At 57.8% G+C, this 15,737-nt stretch carries 14 protein-coding genes; 7 read left to right on the forward strand and 7 right to left on the reverse strand.

Going from position 1 to position 15,737, the window contains the following annotated elements; all coding sequences use genetic code 11:
* Window positions 1–457 precede the first annotated feature (457 nt).
* The 3 genes from Pan181_RS07430 to Pan181_RS07440 all read left to right on the forward strand — a co-directional run bounded on the left by Pan181_RS07430 (window position 458) and on the right by Pan181_RS07440 (window position 3,549).
* The gene (locus Pan181_RS07430; protein ID WP_197529010.1) at window positions 458–1,279 is read left to right on the forward strand and encodes a UDP-2,3-diacylglucosamine diphosphatase; all 822 of its coding nucleotides are present in this window, start codon (window positions 458–460) and stop codon (window positions 1,277–1,279) included.
* Between the two features lie 316 nt (window positions 1,280–1,595).
* A complete protein-coding gene (locus Pan181_RS07435) occupies window positions 1,596–2,879 on the forward strand; it encodes a DUF3419 family protein (RefSeq protein ID WP_145246229.1) in 1,284 nt (427 codons plus the stop codon).
* Window positions 2,854–3,549, forward strand: coding sequence for a class I SAM-dependent methyltransferase (locus Pan181_RS07440; protein WP_231943778.1), 696 nt, complete (start codon window positions 2,854–2,856; stop codon window positions 3,547–3,549). The genes Pan181_RS07435 and Pan181_RS07440 overlap by 26 nt, the downstream gene beginning before the upstream one ends.
* Window positions 3,550–3,554: 5 nt before the next feature.
* Here Pan181_RS07440 and Pan181_RS07445 read toward each other — a convergent pair whose 3' ends face one another.
* A complete protein-coding gene (locus Pan181_RS07445) occupies window positions 3,555–4,877 on the reverse strand; it encodes a reverse transcriptase family protein (protein WP_145246231.1) in 1,323 nt (440 codons plus the stop codon).
* A gap of 394 nt (window positions 4,878–5,271) precedes the next feature.
* Between Pan181_RS07445 and Pan181_RS07450 the strand changes: the two genes are divergently transcribed.
* Window positions 5,272–6,354 carry a glycosyltransferase family protein gene (locus Pan181_RS07450; RefSeq protein ID WP_145246232.1) on the forward strand — a complete coding sequence of 361 codons (1,083 nt, stop codon included), beginning with the start codon at window positions 5,272–5,274 and terminating at the stop codon, window positions 6,352–6,354.
* Between the two features lie 24 nt (window positions 6,355–6,378).
* On the opposite strand, the gene Pan181_RS07455 is transcribed toward Pan181_RS07450, so the two are convergent.
* The 6 genes from Pan181_RS07455 to Pan181_RS07480 all read right to left on the reverse strand — a co-directional run bounded on the left by Pan181_RS07455 (window position 6,379) and on the right by Pan181_RS07480 (window position 13,412).
* Window positions 6,379–7,284, reverse strand: a complete 906-nt coding sequence (locus tag Pan181_RS07455; RefSeq protein ID WP_145246233.1) for a polysaccharide deacetylase family protein — start codon at window positions 7,282–7,284, stop codon at window positions 6,379–6,381.
* A 26-nt stretch (window positions 7,285–7,310) separates the two neighbouring features.
* On the reverse strand, window positions 7,311–9,413 hold the full coding sequence (locus Pan181_RS07460) for a S9 family peptidase (protein ID WP_145246234.1): 2,103 nt from the start codon (window positions 9,411–9,413) through the stop codon (window positions 7,311–7,313).
* Between the two features lie 105 nt (window positions 9,414–9,518).
* Window positions 9,519–10,124 (reverse strand): GNAT family N-acetyltransferase, encoded by a 606-nt coding sequence (locus Pan181_RS07465; RefSeq protein WP_197529011.1) that lies wholly within the window; start codon window positions 10,122–10,124, stop codon window positions 9,519–9,521.
* A 186-nt stretch (window positions 10,125–10,310) separates the two neighbouring features.
* Window positions 10,311–10,808, reverse strand: coding sequence for an acyl-CoA thioesterase (locus Pan181_RS07470; protein WP_145246236.1), 498 nt, complete (start codon window positions 10,806–10,808; stop codon window positions 10,311–10,313).
* A 13-nt stretch (window positions 10,809–10,821) separates the two neighbouring features.
* The gene (locus Pan181_RS07475; RefSeq protein WP_145246237.1) at window positions 10,822–11,793 is read right to left on the reverse strand and encodes a sugar phosphate isomerase/epimerase family protein; all 972 of its coding nucleotides are present in this window, start codon (window positions 11,791–11,793) and stop codon (window positions 10,822–10,824) included.
* A gap of 62 nt (window positions 11,794–11,855) precedes the next feature.
* Entirely contained in the window at window positions 11,856–13,412 is a 1,557-nt protein-coding gene (locus Pan181_RS07480) for a hypothetical protein (RefSeq protein ID WP_145246238.1), read from the reverse strand.
* 208 nt (window positions 13,413–13,620) lie between these two features.
* Between Pan181_RS07480 and mtnB the strand changes: the two genes are divergently transcribed.
* Genes mtnB through mtnC form a run of 3 tightly spaced genes read left to right on the forward strand, consistent with a single transcriptional unit; the run spans window position 13,621 to window position 15,640 of the window.
* On the forward strand, window positions 13,621–14,337 hold the full coding sequence (gene mtnB / locus Pan181_RS07485; protein ID WP_231943779.1) for a methylthioribulose 1-phosphate dehydratase: 717 nt from the start codon (window positions 13,621–13,623) through the stop codon (window positions 14,335–14,337).
* Between the two features lie 23 nt (window positions 14,338–14,360).
* Window positions 14,361–14,942: a 1,2-dihydroxy-3-keto-5-methylthiopentene dioxygenase gene (locus tag Pan181_RS07490; protein ID WP_145246239.1), complete on the forward strand. Its 582-nt coding sequence runs from the start codon at window positions 14,361–14,363 to the stop codon at window positions 14,940–14,942.
* Entirely contained in the window at window positions 14,942–15,640 is a 699-nt protein-coding gene (gene mtnC / locus Pan181_RS07495; RefSeq protein WP_145246240.1) for an acireductone synthase, read from the forward strand. The genes Pan181_RS07490 and mtnC overlap by 1 nt, the downstream gene beginning before the upstream one ends.
* The last annotated feature ends 97 nt before the right edge of the window (window positions 15,641–15,737 follow it).

Genomic DNA, 15,737 nt, shown 5'->3' on the forward strand with positions numbered 1-15,737 from the left:
CATGGTGGGGGATCGCGCATGGGGGGAGCTGGCGAATTCGACGGACTTGGTGAGCAAAAGGATGGGAAGCTCCAAGATTGGGAGCCAAATGCCGAATGATGTTCCAGTTACTACTTTCGTGACGCCTGCACTGGCTTACTTCTGCGAGGGGGAAACTTCCCTCCTGGATTTGCCAATTGCCTGTTGATCGTCAGCGGCAGACACTATAATGGCAGTGTTTCTCGTGCTTCACGAAAACTGAACCTAAACTTAACGCACTTCCAACGATACGTTAGCGGAACCACAACGAACCGGTAAGATAATACAATTAGAGGTAAAGCCTTTTCCGGTTTGCTGTGAAGGGTCGGTCGCAGTGGAAGCGTCCTCCCGCAGCGAACATCCTCGTTCGATGAAGGGTAGTAGATTGACGACCCACCAACGCCCACATGTGGATCCCCAGTCGCTCGCCAAACATGGAATGGCGAAGGACACCCCTTGCCGTGAACCGATTCGCTCGCTGTTTATCAGCGATGTGCACCTTGGCTCGAAGCATACGCAGGCCAAGGCGTTGCTAAAGCTGCTGAATCACTACGAGCCGGAGCAACTCTACATCGTCGGCGACTTCATCGACGGTTGGAAGCTGAAACGCCGCTGGCGGTGGAATCCCACCTACGATCGCATCTTCCATCGCCTGATGGACCTACGACGCTGTGGCACCAAGATTCGCTACGCCCCGGGGAATCACGATGAGTTTCTCCGCAACTTCCTGGCCGACTACGGGCTGATCGAGCTGGAGCAGGAGTTCGTGCACGAAGCGGCCGATGGGCGCCGGTACCTGGTGACCCATGGCGACAAGTTCGACAAAGTCGAGCAGTCGATGCCATGGCTCAGCTTGATTGGCACGTATGCCTACGACGTGCTGCTCAGCACCAACTACTGGCTGAACTGGGCGCGGGGCAAGAAGCACAATCGCTACGCGTTCTGCAACTTGATCAAGCGCAACATCAAGGGCCTGGTCAAGCATATCAGCGACTTCGAGTCGCAACTGATGGAAGCAGCTGCGGAGCAGGACTGCTTTGGCATTATCTGCGGCCATATCCACTCGCCGCGAATCATGCATCTCGACAACCTCGCCTATCTCAACACGGGGGACTGGGTCGAGAACTGCACCGCCTTGGTGGAGTTCGAAGATGGTTCGTTCGAGCTGAATCGAGCCGATGGCCGGATTCTGGCGACGCTCAAGTCACGGCAACCCGCGACGGAGCTCGACGAGTCGATGGCCGGGGTTCTGATTGCCTAAACTGCCTAAATTGGTAGTTTTCGTCGATTTTCGTGTCTCCTGTGGGTGCTGCCCCTTGCCACGGGGCGGTAAAACGTGGACCATAACGCGATTGGTGATAACACCATGAGGATGTCCATGCGATCGGTGCATAGGTGTTTTTACGCCTGGCAATCCGCTACGCGAAGTAGGAATTTCCCTCCCCAACAACGGCGTTATTGGTTGTGGCACGATGGACCACGACCTCCAGCGGAGGGCCCCTTCGCGGCCCGGCTGGCACAGTCGTCGCATGCATGTCCTCCGCCTGTCCACTGTCCATCAGGCCACAGGAATTTGCATGCTCGCCGCCAAACTAAGCCGAGTCGTTTTTAATCTGACGCACGGCAAAAACCTTGTCTATAACACTTGCTGGGAAGATCCTCGGCTCGATCGCGTTGCGCTGAAACTTACTGAATCGGATCGCTTGCTGGTCATTACTTCGGCTGGCTGCAACGCCCTGGATTACGCCTTGGATGGGCTTGAGCGGATCGACACCGTGGATGTCAACGCTCGCCAGAACGCCCTGTTGGAACTCAAGAAAGCCGCGATTCGCGAACTCGACTACGAGACTTTCTTCGAGATGTTCGGCCGCGGCCGACTGACCGACTGGGACACGATTTACAAAGAGAAGCTCCGCGAGAGCCTGCCTGCTTCGGCCCGTGAATACTGGGACAAGCAAGGCAAGTTCTTCTACGGCAAAGGTCGCCGGCCGAGTTTCTACTTCCGCGGTACCGCCGGGATGTTTGCCTGGTCGATGAACGTGTACATCAACCGCTTCGCCCGCATCCGCCCGGCGATCGAGCGGTTGCTCGAAGCCCAGTCGTTGGAAGAGCAGGAAGAGATCTTCCGTAAAGACGTGAAGCAGGCCTTCTGGGGCCCCAAGATGGAGTTCTTCCTGCGTCGCGACTCGGTGCTGTCGATGCTGGGAGTACCGCGGGCGCAACGCCGGCAGTTGGAAAAGCACTATCCAGGCGGCATCGCCAAGTTCATCGAAGACCGCCTCGACCAGGTCTTCACCAAGCTGCCGATCAAGGACAACTACTTCTGGCGGGTCTATATGACCGGCGAGTACACCCACGAGTGCTGCCCTGAGTACTTGCGCGAAGAGAATTTTAATCGCTTGAAGGGTGGCCTGGTCGACCGCATTCACACGCACACGTCGACGATTCTCGATTACCTGGAATCGACCGATCAAACCTATTCGCGGTACGTGCTGCTCGATCACATGGACTGGTTGGCCGAGCACCATGCCGACATCCTGCAGCGACAATGGCAGGCGATCATTAATCATGCCGACGATCTGAGCATCATGCTCTGGCGTAGTGCAGCCCTCGAGGTCGACTTCATCGATCCCATCGAAGTGGAGCTCAACGGTAAGAAGTACACGTTGGGCGACGTGCTCGAATACAACCGCGAGCTGGCGAACGAACTGCATGCCAAGGATCGCGTGAACACCTACGGCAGCTTCGATATCGCCACGCTACACAAGAATCCCTCCAACAACGCGACGGACGACAACCATGAGCGCAATGGGGCAACTGAAGGCAATTTACCACATGGTGCTCTCGCCCATTCGGGGTGAGTCGCACCAGGAGCGTCTCGATAGCTTCTACTCAGGCCAGGCCGAACACTACGACGAAACGCGGCAGAAAATGCTGCATGGTCGTGATGAGTTATTCACCGATCTCCCTGCGCCCGAAGCGGGCCAGTGGGTCGACCTCGGCTGTGGTACCGCTCGCAATGTCGAAGCCTGGGGCGACCGCCTCACGAACTTTCAGCAGGCAACGCTGGTCGACCTCTCGGAGTCGCTGCTCGGCATCGCCGGCAAGCGGGTCGAGAAAAATGGCTGGCAGAACGTCAAGCTACTGCACGCCGATGCGACGAAGGTGGAAATCGAGCCCGAGTCGGTCGATGTGCTGACCTTCTGCTATTCGCTCACGATGATTCCCAACTGGTGGGATGCTGTGGACCACGCGCTCACGCTCCTCAAGCCTGGCGGCACCATCGGAGTGGTCGACTTTTATGTCTCCAAAAAGTACCCCGCGGAAGGGCATGCCAGCCATTCCTGGTTCCGTCGCCAGTTCTGGCCGGTATGGTTCTCCAGCGACAACGTCCACCCGAACCCCGATTTGCTTCCTTACCTGGAGACTCGTTTCGAAACGGTAAGCCTCAACGAGCAGGCGGGTAAGATCATCATGATTCCGTTCCTAAGGATTCCTTACTTCCGATTCGTCGGCCGTAAGCGAGGGTAGTCTCGCTACCACACAATCTGGTCGAACAATCCGCGGAGCTTCTTGCCCCACGTGGGATTGATCGACTCGACAAAGGCAACACGCCCTCGCAGGTGGCAGCGAAAATCGCGGTGGCCTTCGTGATTTTGAGTTGCTGGGCCGTGCCGCACACAGTTCGTCAGAATCGCCTTCAAGCGATCGCGATCGCTGCGGGCGATGTTCAGATGCTGGTTGACCACCAATCCGGTCAGGCGTTGGCAAACTCCAGGCCGCATAAGCCGAGTTTTGCGGGGATGAACCTCGAAGCCTTCTTCCATGACCGTCGCCATCACATGGATGGCAAAGCGTTCCGCCGTGCGAGCAAATCGCTCGTCGCCTGAGAAAGCGAGGTCATCCGCGTAGCGGGTGTAGACCCCGCCAGACGCTTCGGCCAACCCCGCGAGTCGGCAGTCGAGTCGGTAAGCACAGAGGTTTGCCAGAGTCGGCGAGGTTGGCGCCCCCTGCGGTAGATGGGGCTGCTCGTAGAGCATTCGCATCCGCCGGATCTCGCTCGGCGACGCAGCCAGGCCTTCATCGTCCCACACCTCAGTGGGAGTCGTATTGGTGCATATCCCCGCCAGCAAATCGGCTACCCTTTCCGGATAACCCGCGGTGCGGAACAACGCGCTGAGTTGGGCGATGCGGATGGTGGGAAAGAAATCGCGAAGATCCAGCTTGAGCACCACGGGGCGGTGGATATGGGGCACGGCAAAAGTGCGAATCGATCGACCTTGGCGAAACCCATGCACCGCAGAGTGTACGGGGAATCGATCGAGCAGGTGCGTGAGAATCTGCCGCTGCAGCATGTTGAGCCGCGACTTGGGAGCCTCGATCAATCGCAGTCGGCCATTTCGTTTCGATAACACCCGATAGCGGTAGTGCTGCGTTTGCATCGAAGCAGGCTTCGTTTCCCAGCGACGCATGTCGGCAAACCACTCGAGTTCGCTCACCGCCAAGCCAAGCCAGTCGGCCAGTTGCTTGGTGGTGCAGAGCGCGGGAACATTCCACGACAGTGCGGCAAGGCTGGGGGCCATCGCAGGCTGGCACGCTTGCAAGTCGACCAATTGCAGTTCGTACTTAGTGCACGCGCGATAGAATCCTTCGTCGCATAGCATCACATTGATGAGCCGCGCCTGACGAGGACGCGTTGTGCCACCGAAATACCGATGCATCCGCTTCGCCAGCGGCGAGAGCCATCTCCACCGCTTGCCAAGCAACTGGCTACCGCGGGCGACCATTCCCTCTACTTCCAGCGGCCCCGCCAGAAAGGCGGCTGCGAGTGGTTCGGCGATGCGTTTTGGCGAACTCATAGCAATCAGGCAGGCGGCAGAGTATCCCAACGATTCTAGTCTGGCGCGAAGCGACATGCGTGCAGCGCATTACGCTTCGCGCGACGAAACATCCATCTTTCACGTTGCCCTGGGGTAACCCCAGAGAGGTAAGCCGAACCAAAGTTCGGGCATTACCAGCTTGGGATACTCTGTCGCCCAACGCTGCGAAAATCCACCATACACCAAGCCAGCATCGGTGTGCAGGAGCAAGGCAAAAAATCGCCCAGCGAATTAGCCGTCAAGCATAAACAGGGTTACTAAGTGGCTAAATATAACTGTTGAAACGTTGGCTAGGTTTGTTCTAATGGGGGAACTCGGTGCCAAACAACCGGGGTAAAACCGCGTGTTTCGTTCTTCAACCCAATCTTCCAGCATGTCTACGATCTTCTACAGCGTCATGGGCGAAGGGCGTGGGCATGCAGCGCGGGCGCGGACCGTGGTGGAAGAGCTCCGCCACCGCCATCGCATCGTGCTCTACTCGTCGCACGACGCGTTGGAGTTTCTCTGGAAGCAATACGAAAACGCCGCCGATGTGGAAGTTCGCTCGATCGAGGGGCTTAAGTTCCATTACACCGAAAAGCGTTTGAATCTTTATAAGACCATCAGCTCGGGATTGTCGCTCTGGATGCGTGTCGAAAAGCTGCTCGAGCCGCTGGTCGAAGCGATCAAGCAAGAGAAGCCAGACTTGGTGATCAGCGATTTCGAACCACTCGTCGCCCGCGCGGCCCATCGCACGAACGTACCGGTGCTGAGCTTCGATCACCAGCACTTTCTGTTGGCCTACGACCTTTCGATCCTGCCAACCCAACTTCGTTGGTGGGCCCGTAGTATGCGTTTGGCGGTCTGGATGTTTGGCATTGGGCAGCAAAAAACCATGGTGAGTGCGTTCTATAGTCCTCCGCTCAAACGGGGGTACGAAGACGTGGTGCAGGTAGGTCCTTTGTTGCGTCCCACGATTCGCCAGCGCGAGACCAGCGACCAGGGATTCTTGCTTTCGTACCTCCGGCGACAAACGCCCGAGGCCACGGTTCGTAAGCTTGGTAGCCTTGGCCTTCCGGTGCGAATCTATGGGCTCGGCAAACGTCCTCCGCAAGGCAATGCCGAGTTCTTTGAAGTCGACGAGCACTCGTTTACCGAATCGCTCGTCACCTGCAAGGCGGTGGTCGCCGCAGCAGGCAATCAACTGCTTGGCGAAGCGTTGTACCTGGGCAAGCCATTTTTTGCGATGCCTGAGCGAAAGCACTTCGAGCAACGCATCAACGCTTGTTTTCTGAAGGAACTCGGCGGTGGCGATTGGGCTTACGTTGAACGCGTGGAGCAGTCGCAGTTGGATGCGTTCATGGCCAACATAGAAATGTACCGTGAGAACCTGAAAGGCCGCCAGGAGGAGTTTGACGGAACCCCCAAAGCGGTGGCAACCATCGAAGCGATACTTAGTGAGACTCGTGCCAAGTAAGTGGTAACTCTTAGCGAAGCTCACTCATTGCTTCGCAGCCAGTTTGGCAAGCTCGCTCACGGTGACCAATCGATAGCCCTGTTGTTGAAGCTGCGGAATGATCTCGCGGAGTACCGCCAGCGTGCGCTCCCCGCGGGCTCCCTGATCGTGCAGCACGACCACCGCCCCCGGGCGGACACGCCCCATGACATAACGAGAGGAGAACGAAACCGAAGTATGATGACTATCCCAAGGAAAAACGTTGCCCAGCAGTAGCTGCAAGTCTTGCGATTCTGCGGCACCGGCCATCGAAAGAGTAAGCACCCCCGCGCCCGGTCGGAGCCACCGCACCGAACCAAAATCGCTAAGCGTATGCTGTGCTTCCGCAACGTCGGCCGCAAAGGTGTCGGCCGACATCTGCCATGCCGGTTGGTCGCGAGTTTGATGATTGCCGAGTTCGTGAGTCTCGGCGATACGCTGCAAGATAGTCGACGATAATTCGGGCTGTTCGCCCGTTGTGTCGGTCATCACAAAGAAAGTAGCTTGCACCGCGTGCTCGTCGAGCAAATCAAGAATGGCCGAGGTCGTCACCGGATCGATGGCATCATCGATCGTAATCGCCAGCACTTTATCGCTGGTGTCAAAGCAAAAAGTAGCTGCGGTAAAGTAGTCGACCGTATTCAGCAGCCATAACGGAGGAAAAATGGCAATCAACAAGCAAGAGAGTGGAAGCACCAAGCCCCCAGCAAGCAGCTTGAGTCTCCGGCGGTGTTTGCTCGCGAACAACCAGACTGCGCAGCCCAGCAGGACCCCTGCGGAGAGCATGCCAATCCCCAGCCAGCTATCGCGAAAGGCCCAGTCGTTCCCCAGTCCTAACGCGGCCATAGCAAACCGAGCCATCGCAGCGACGAGCAGACTGATGGTCAGCCAACCAAACAACCGGGCGATCATGACGATTGGGCCATCGTGGTGTCGGGCTACTGGACTTCCGCCGAATCGACATGTTCGAATTGCTCCGCTTCGAGCGGATGCACTGTGGTCGCGTCGAGATGTTCCATCAAGTAGTCCCGCTTTCGGCGAATGATGTAAGGCGTGTCGGTGTTATGCCCTCGCCCAGGCACGACAAGCATGTCGAAGTCCTTGTCGGCCTTCATCAGTGCATCGACCACTTGCATGGTGGAGGACGGATCGACGTTCTTATCGAGTTCGCCAACGATCAAAAGCAGATCGCCTTTGAGCAGGTGGGCGTTGGTCACGTTCGACTGGTCGGCGTAATGTGGACCGATCGGCCACCCCATCCACAGTTCGTTCCACCAGATCTTATCCATGCGATTGTCGTGACAACCACAGCCAGCCACAGCCACCTTGTAGAAATCGTTATGCCAGAGCAAGGCCGCCATCGCACTCTGCGCCCCAGCCGAGTGCCCCATCACCCCCACCCGCGAAAGGTCGAGCTGAGGATACTTCTCAGCGGCCGCTTGCATCCACAGTTTGCGATCCGGCAGCCCGGCATCCACCAGGTTCTTGCTGGCAACATCATGGAACGCCTTCGAGCGATACGAAGTTCCCATGCCATCGATTTTCACGACAATAAACCCAAGCTCCGCCCAACGTTGCAACCATGGAATCGAGGAGAAACCCTTTGGCACAAACGCACTGTGCGGGCCAGCATACAGATCTTCGAGCACGGGGTATTTGCGATTGGGATCGAAATCGGTGGGGCGATAGATCACGCCATAGATGTCGGTCTTGCCATCCCGTGCCTTGGCAACAAATCGCTCGGGAGCTTGCCAGCCAGCCGCTTTTACCGGCTCGATATCGGTTTGCTCGAGCGTGGCCACCAACTCGCCATCGCTGGTGCGACGCACTTCCGTCACCGGCGGCATATCGACCCGCGAGTAGCGATCGATCACGTAATCGCGTTCCGGCGAGTGACCCACCTCGTGGGTGCCGTCGCCCGCGGTGATAACCACCAAGCCGGTGCCGTCGAAGTTCACCTTGCAGCAATGAACATAGTAAGGGTCCTGGTCGGCATGAATGCCGCCGGCGTGGAACCACACCTGACGGTTTTCAACATCCACAAAGTCGACCCCTCGCACCACCCACTCGCCGGAGGTGATCTGGTGCTTCACTTCGCCAGACTTCAGATCGATAAGGTAAAGATGATTCCAGCCGTCGCGTTCCGACATCCACACCACTTCGTCGGTATCGTTCAGGTAGTAGGCGAAGTGCTTGTGGGCGTAGTCGATAAACGTCGGTTGCTCATCGTTCACTACCGGAGTGACTTCACCAGAAGTGGAGTCGACCTTTATCACGCGGGCGACCTGATGACCGCGTTGATTGTAGTAGAACGTGAAAAACTCGCTCTCGGCGTCCCAGAGCAACTCGTCAAGGCTCCAGGGATTGTCGAACAGCTCGTTGGATACTTCGATCTCGCTCTTCGATTCGACATCGAACAAGCGGGGGCGACGCAGTTCGATATCGTCCCCTGGCTTCAAGTAGTAATACGAATCGAGCTTGGGTTGCAGTTGATCTTCGGGCGACGATTCCACCAGGTACACCCGTCGATCGCCAGCGGCTTTCACGTGCATGGCGACCAGCTTCTTGGAGTCGGGCGACCAGAACACCCGGGGCTCGTAGCCATGGCGGTCCTCGCCATTGGTGGTGAGCTGCGATTCCTCATTGTTCTCGGTATTAATGAGCCAGAGATTGTGGTCTCGCTGCTCAACTTTCCACATGCCATCCGGCGAGGTCTCCGACGGAACACTCGTTCGCTGGCGGGCATCAGGACGCCAGGGACTACGCAGCCCGTTGGGCAGCTCGCTTCGTTTCGCGAATACCTTGGTCTCGCCTTGTTGGCAGTTGACCAATACGAACTCTTCGTTGCCTTCTGCTGCAGGGCGGCGATACCAAAACTCGTGCGGCGAAATCCAGTGAGGCTTCACCTTGACTTCTTGGTATTTGTCGCGAAAACGCTCGTCGAGTTTATCGGCCGCCGACTGGTCGAAAGCCATGGTCGGTGGAGTGATGAGAAAGAGGGCGAGACCAACGAACAGCAACGGGCTAAGCGAGTACTTCATGGCGAGAGCGATGGGTGGTGTCGATCGAATAAAGAAATCGAGCGATGCCAGTTGGCAACGCAAGCTCTCATTGTACACCACTTCGCTCGGCGACGCGCTACACAGTTAGTAGCCTGGACCCCGCAAGTCTATCGGACCGGTCGGCCAGTCGCGGTTGCGCCCCGGATAGCGGACAATGTGGTCGTCCTTAAAGGGGCACGCGGTAGGATCCTCCGCGGTGGAGTCGGTCACCTGATTTTCCACCAGCAGGCACCCGAAGCGGTCGTAGAACTGCTTGGCAGTCTGGCTAGTTTGAAACAGCGAGAAAGGCAGCAGTCCTTCGTCGACTCCCCGCCATGCGGATTGCACCAATCGCTCGCCCAGTTTTTGGCCACGGTAGTTCGGATCGGTGCACACGGAGCCCAACGCGGCGATGGTCATCTCTCCGGCGGTGGTGCCGATGGTTCGAGGGAACACCAACGCGTGCCCGATCACCCGACCTGCGTCGCGGATCACAAAAGATCGGCTAGCGATCTCGGGCGGGGGATTTTGATCGCCCCGATTGGTTTGCAGTTTGTCGGCGCGATCTTCGACCGTGACCCCTGGGCGGGGCCAGATGCGGATCAGCAACTCGGCAATGGCCAACGCGTCGGCGCGCGACATGTCGGCGGTCAAAATGGTCTCGATCTGCGGCATGACCACATTCGTGGCATCGGATTGTCGAAAAGTCATTTGCATACAGGAAGTATAGGCCCTGTTGCCACCGTCGAACGGCAGCCTGCTGGCGTAACTTCCAGGTCGCGGCTCGGTAGCGGCAGCCTGGTGCAGCCTATACCGATACCGGCAATTCTAACGGATCGACTTAAAAATTCCGTGAAGAGCACTGCGGGAGGCCGACAGTTGGCCTCTCGCTACGTGCTAGCGAATGCCCATCACCCCACAGGTGGCCGATTTCCAATCGAGCTCGGCGTGGGTCGCCGCCGTGGCTTCGAATGCTTCGGTGAGATGCGGCGGCATCTCGGCCATTCGGCGATGGTTCAGGTCGACGTGCGCACTCACGGTTTCCATGGTCGAGGCCAGCTTCTGCTGCGTCTCATTCACCAGATATTGCATTAGGTGGTAGAGGCGTCCGTTGCAGTCGACCAGTCGCGTGTAAACCGCTACGTTCTCACCAACCCGTACTTCCGACAGATAACGCACGTGCTTTTCGAGAGCAAAGGTGCCGCACCGTTGCTCCTCAATATACTGTCGGTCAAAGCCCACAGAATTGAGAAAGCCTCGAATGCCCTGTCCATACAGGTGGGTGTACCACATGACATTCATGTGGCCCATCTCGTCGAGGTAGTCGCTTGGAATATCCGCCTCATACGTATGAGGCAACTGCTTGATCTGTTCGATCGAAGGTTTCAGTAGCATGGAGGGTCGCAGATCAAGTGGTCGGATCGAGGGCGCTTCGCAGAAGTGCCAGGCTCTTGGGAATCGCTTCCTTCCAAGGCGCTTTGCCTTCGAACTCCAGCGAAACGTAGCCGTGGTAGTTGTGCTTACGAATCAGTTTGCCAATACGGGGATAGTCGAGGTCGAGCGTGTACCACAAACCACCGCCGTAGTAGGTTTTGGCTTGTACGTACACCGCCTTGGGAGCCAGGATCTCCAAGCGGTCGTAGGGATCTTCCAGAAAGTTGCCAGTGTCCATCGTGACTTGCAACCAAGGCGAGTCGACCGCGTCGACAATGCGCATCACGCCTTCGGCGGTGCGGCCGAGGCCCCAGTGGTTTTCGAGTCCCATGAGCACGCCGTACTTTTCAGCAGCCGGCAGCAGCTTCTCGAAGCTGTCGATCACCCAACCATAGCCATCTTCTTCGGTGTAACCGGGCAGGGTGGGTTCGATACCGCGGTTTGCCATCAGCTCGTCGAAGTCCTTCGAGGTTCCCCAACGGCCGGTGTTCACTCGCATGGTCGGAATACCCAGCTCGTGGGCCAGTTGCATGCAGCGGATGGTGTGGTCGATGTTCTTCTTCCGCTCATCTTCGTCCGGCGAGACGAAGCCTTGATGCGTGGAGAACCCGCACAGATCGAGGCCGTTGATCAGCGCCTGACGCTTGAGGTTCTGCAGACGCGAGGGGGACTCTTCGTCGAACATCTGCATGTGCAGGATTTCCACCGCATCGAACCCCATGCGGGCGGCTTCGTCGATGCATTGCTCGATGCTCAAGCGGTCGGTTGGATTGTCGCGGAAACGCCAAAACGAGTAAGTCGAAATAGCGATTGGATTCGCTTTCGCCGGCGTGGCCTGGATCGTTTCGGCCTGAGCACTCTGTCCGAGCAGGGTGGTAGCACCACCAACAGCGGCGAGTTTGGCGAAGCTACGGCGGTCGAGAGCGGAAGAGGATTGTGGATTCATGGTGCTCAATTCCGGGATGGATATAGGAGGAAAAAGGCCTGCATATACGTCGGGAAAGATGCCTAGGGGGAACCAGCAGCCAAACTGCTCGACTCCAACGCCAAGAGTTCTTTATAACGATTCACCACCTGGGGGGAACCCACCTTCGGCAGGTTGATCGACAGCACGATGCGTTTGAGCGTGCGATCCAGGCGTAAAACGAGGGCTTCGTCTTTGCGGTAGTTCAGGACGGCTTCGTCCGCTTTCGATTTCTCCTCGGCCAACCGAACCATCGACTTGTACGCCAGCATCGAGGTCACCTTCTTTTCGAACTCGTCGGCTCGCTCGGCCATCAACGAAGCGAGCATCGGCGACAGATCGGAGTCGAGCTCGGGCCATTCGCGGCGGACCTCGGCCAGCACGCGGTCGCGGGTGCGGCGGTAATTTCCGGTGGTGCGGCTCGAACTGCGGCGGGCCCGCTGCATGTCGCGTCGCACCCGGTTGAGCGCCTGCTTCACTTGACTCACGTTACCATCGAGGTCGAGGGAGAGTTTCTTGGAGATGCACTCCACGATGTACCGATCGACCGGATCGGCCTGCTCCAACAACGCGGGAAGCGAGCCTTCGAGTTTCTGCAGTTCGGGCAGCGGGAGCCGGCGTGGTTCATTCGTCTTGCGGTCGCGATGGTACTGAGTCTCGATCGAGTTGCCATCGGTGCTGAAGTAATCGAGGTAAGCATCTGAAGTGCGAATCGGAATATCGACCGTCTCGCTCTCGCATACCGCGTAGGCGTGGGCTTCGGCAAACGAGGTCACACCGTCGCTATCGATATCCACTTTGTCGATGGTGCTGCCGAGCCGATCGTGGCCGGCGATCGCCGCCCAGAAGAACGAGCTGTACTCCTGATACGACTCTTCGTTCACGCCGGGCGTGCAGCCCGCTGCGGGGCGGTCGTGGACCTGGGCAAAGAAACCGGCTCGCAATTGCCGAGCGATGCCCTTGGTGGGATCGGCTTCGTTGAACATGGTGTGGGCGAAGCCCCCCGCGTAGCACTGCACCATCACCAGCACCACGGGAGTCTCCTCCGGCAGCTTACCGAGCCAGTTCGAAAACTCGGCTGCTGAGAATCGGCGGTGGTTCCAGGTGTAGACCGACGTGTTGTGCGGGGTCTTCTCGTCGCCAGAGCCGCCGTGGGCGGTTGCGTACACGATGAGTCGGTCGTCGCCTTCCACGCGTCGGCCAAGTTGCTCGAGGTAATTGCTGATTACCCCTGGCGAGGTACTGCCCGTGACGTTGGAAAGGGAATGGTTACGGTAGGCGATATCGAGATCATCGGCATCGCCAAACAGCTCAATGGCAATTCGCCGGCCTGGCGAGCATTCGAACGAGGGATCGCGATATTGCAGGTCACGATGGTCATCATCCCCATCGGCAAAAAACACCGTGTGCGCTGGGTCGTCGGGGCGTTGCTCGGCGAGCACTTGCCGAAAGAACTCGACATTTCGCTCCAGCGACACCTGGTTGCCTTGTGGGTCGTAACCACCCCCGATGGTGAGGAAATGGTCGTCCGCCAAAGTGTCGCTGATCATCAGCCATCCGCTGATCATCAACAACAGCCAGAAGCATGCAGGACTCCGCATAGATGGTTCCTTCACTTGCATTCAATTTTGCCTGAATTAGTAGTTATAGAGCAGTGACCAGCGTCCTGCCACATTTTCTGGGGAAAGTATTGGATTGATTTCTACCCGTGGGGCGTCGGTATGGTAATCGTGGCAAAGTACGTATACTAATGCTCTCGGCGATGTTGTTTTCGCCAACCGATTGCCCCCTATTCGCTTACGTATTCCCATGTCCGGACGAAGTACGACGATCGACATCGACCCCGCTGAAGTGGAACGCCAGCTACAAGCGAACGCGGAAATGCTGCGTACCCAGCTCGATGGACTTCGCGAAACCGGCAACATGTTGCACGCTCGGGGGTGGTCGCTCGGTACCAGCAGCAATTACAGCGTAGTGCTCGAGCGGGGGCCTCTGGAGCTCCTCCTGACTGCTAGTGGTAAAGATAAAGGACGCCTGGAGCGGACCGATTTTGTGCGGGTGAACGACCGCGGGCAGCGGATTGAACGCCCTGGCGACGATTTTCCCGCCGAAAACAAACCCTCGGCCGAAACGCTGCTGCACGTAGTGCTGTCCGAACTCCCCGACACCGGCGCGGTGCTGCACACCCACTCGGTGTGGGGCACGCTGCTCTCCGACCGATTTTTCGAGCAAGGGTATGTCGAGATCTCCGGCTTTGAGATGCTCAAAGGGCTCGAGGGGATCCCCACCCACGAAACTACCAAGCGGGTGACCATTTTCGAAAACACGCAAGACATCGCTAGCCTGGCAGCCGAGGTCCGTGAGCGTTTGCGTGATGCCGAGAACCCCCTGGAGCATGGTTTCTTGATCCGCAAGCATGGCCTGTACACCTGGGGACGCGACTTGGCAGCCGCACGCCGACACATCGAAGTGTTCGAGTTTCTGTTTGAGTGCGTCGGTCGGCTCGAATTCTCAGCGAAATCGTAAACCCTATCCCAACGGATAAACCTATGGCAACTCTCACGATCGCGGACAACGAACGACGAACCAGCGATGTTCAAGAGATTGAACAGTTCCTGTCGCCGTTTGGTATTTGGTACGAACATTGGGCCGTGGAAGGGCGTTTGACCGAACAGGCAACGGCCGACGATATTCTGCAGGAGTACGCTCCTGAGATCGAACGCCTCAAGACTCAAGGCGGATACGTGACCGCCGACGTGATCAACGTTGCGCCCGACACCCCGAACCTGGATGCGATGCTCGCCAAGTTTGATAAAGAGCATACGCACAGCGAGGATGAGGTGCGGTTCACGGTCGAAGGTCGCGGGGTGTTCTGGGTGAATCCCGAGAATGGACCGGTGTTCTCGATCGAAGTCGAAGCGGGCGACCTGATCAACGTGCCAGCTGGCGTGAAGCACTGGTTCCATCTGTGCGACGATCGCCACATACGCTGCATTCGGTTGTTCCAGGATCCCACGGGGTGGACTCCGGAGTATATCGATCAAGGTGTGCACGAGAAGCATCCGCCTGTCTGTTGGGGAAATAGTTACTTGCCAAGTGAATCGAAGTTTAAACCGCCGGTGGAGCTGTAATGAGCGATAAGCCGCGAGGCATTCTGCTGGACGTCGAGGGAACCACCTCGATGGTTTCGTACGTGTACGACGTGATGTTTCCGTTCGCCCGTCGTGGGCTGGGTGAGTATCTCGATACGAATTGGGACTCCGATGCCCTGACTGAGGTGCGACAACAAGTGGCCAGCGATGCCAAAAGCACCGCGCTGGGGTGCGATCGTCAGGCGTTCGAGGCCGAAATCGTGCGGCTGATGGATGCCGACATCAAAGCGACCGGACTCAAGCAGCTGCAAGGGCTCGTCTGGCAAGCCGGCTTCGCCAGCGGCGAGTTGGTAGCCCACGTGTTCGACGATGTGCCGCCGGCGTTCGAGCAGTGGAAGTCGCAAGGAATCGACCTCCGCGTCTACTCGTCGGGCAGTGCCCACGCTCAGCGGTTGTTTTTCGCTCACAGCAAGGCGGGCAACCTGCTTGGTTACTTCAGCGGTCACTACGACACGACGATCGGACCCAAACGCGAAGCCGAAAGCTACGAGCGGATCGCCAAGGACTGGGAACTTGCCCCCGGCGAGATCCTGTTCCTCAGCGACGTCGTCGCCGAACTCGATGCGGCTCGCGAAGCGGGCATGCAAACCGGCCTCTGCCTGCGCCCCGGAAATGCCGAGGTCGAACCCGGCCACGGGCATGCAGAGTTGCAAACTTTTGCGGAAGTAGTTGATTAACTGAGGTTGGCTTGTACCATTCGAGCGGGCTTCAAGTCGCTCTCGGTTTGCCTGAGTTCGACAGTGCGAATGAGAGAGTAGCTCCGAACTAGTGTTT

Origin of the sequence: Aeoliella mucimassa, assembly GCF_007748035.1 — a bacterium.
Lineage (GTDB): Bacteria > Planctomycetota > Planctomycetia > Pirellulales > Lacipirellulaceae > Aeoliella > Aeoliella mucimassa.

What these genes read in the sequence shown, in the direction of transcription:
- Pan181_RS07450 (WP_145246232.1), top strand. Translation starts at nt 5,272, where the DNA reads ATGTCTACGATCTTCTACAGCGTCATGGGCGAAGGGCGTGGGCATGCA.
- Pan181_RS07440 (WP_231943778.1), top strand. Translation starts at nt 2,854, where the DNA reads ATGGTGCTCTCGCCCATTCGGGGTGAGTCGCACCAGGAGCGTCTCGAT.
- Pan181_RS07465 (WP_197529011.1), bottom strand. Translation starts at nt 10,124, where the DNA reads ATGACTTTTCGACAATCCGATGCCACGAATGTGGTCATGCCGCAGATC.
- mtnC (WP_145246240.1), top strand. Translation starts at nt 14,942, where the DNA reads ATGAGCGATAAGCCGCGAGGCATTCTGCTGGACGTCGAGGGAACCACC.
- Pan181_RS07460 (WP_145246234.1), bottom strand. Translation starts at nt 9,413, where the DNA reads ATGAAGTACTCGCTTAGCCCGTTGCTGTTCGTTGGTCTCGCCCTCTTT.
- Pan181_RS07445 (WP_145246231.1), bottom strand. Translation starts at nt 4,877, where the DNA reads ATGAGTTCGCCAAAACGCATCGCCGAACCACTCGCAGCCGCCTTTCTG.
- Pan181_RS07470 (WP_145246236.1), bottom strand. Translation starts at nt 10,808, where the DNA reads ATGCTACTGAAACCTTCGATCGAACAGATCAAGCAGTTGCCTCATACG.
- Pan181_RS07475 (WP_145246237.1), bottom strand. Translation starts at nt 11,793, where the DNA reads ATGAATCCACAATCCTCTTCCGCTCTCGACCGCCGTAGCTTCGCCAAA.
- Pan181_RS07490 (WP_145246239.1), top strand. Translation starts at nt 14,361, where the DNA reads ATGGCAACTCTCACGATCGCGGACAACGAACGACGAACCAGCGATGTT.
- Pan181_RS07480 (WP_145246238.1), bottom strand. Translation starts at nt 13,412, where the DNA reads ATGCGGAGTCCTGCATGCTTCTGGCTGTTGTTGATGATCAGCGGATGG.
- mtnB (WP_231943779.1), top strand. Translation starts at nt 13,621, where the DNA reads ATGTCCGGACGAAGTACGACGATCGACATCGACCCCGCTGAAGTGGAA.
- Pan181_RS07430 (WP_197529010.1), top strand. Translation starts at nt 458, where the DNA reads ATGGCGAAGGACACCCCTTGCCGTGAACCGATTCGCTCGCTGTTTATC.
- Pan181_RS07455 (WP_145246233.1), bottom strand. Translation starts at nt 7,284, where the DNA reads ATGATCGCCCGGTTGTTTGGTTGGCTGACCATCAGTCTGCTCGTCGCT.
- Pan181_RS07435 (WP_145246229.1), top strand. Translation starts at nt 1,596, where the DNA reads ATGCTCGCCGCCAAACTAAGCCGAGTCGTTTTTAATCTGACGCACGGC.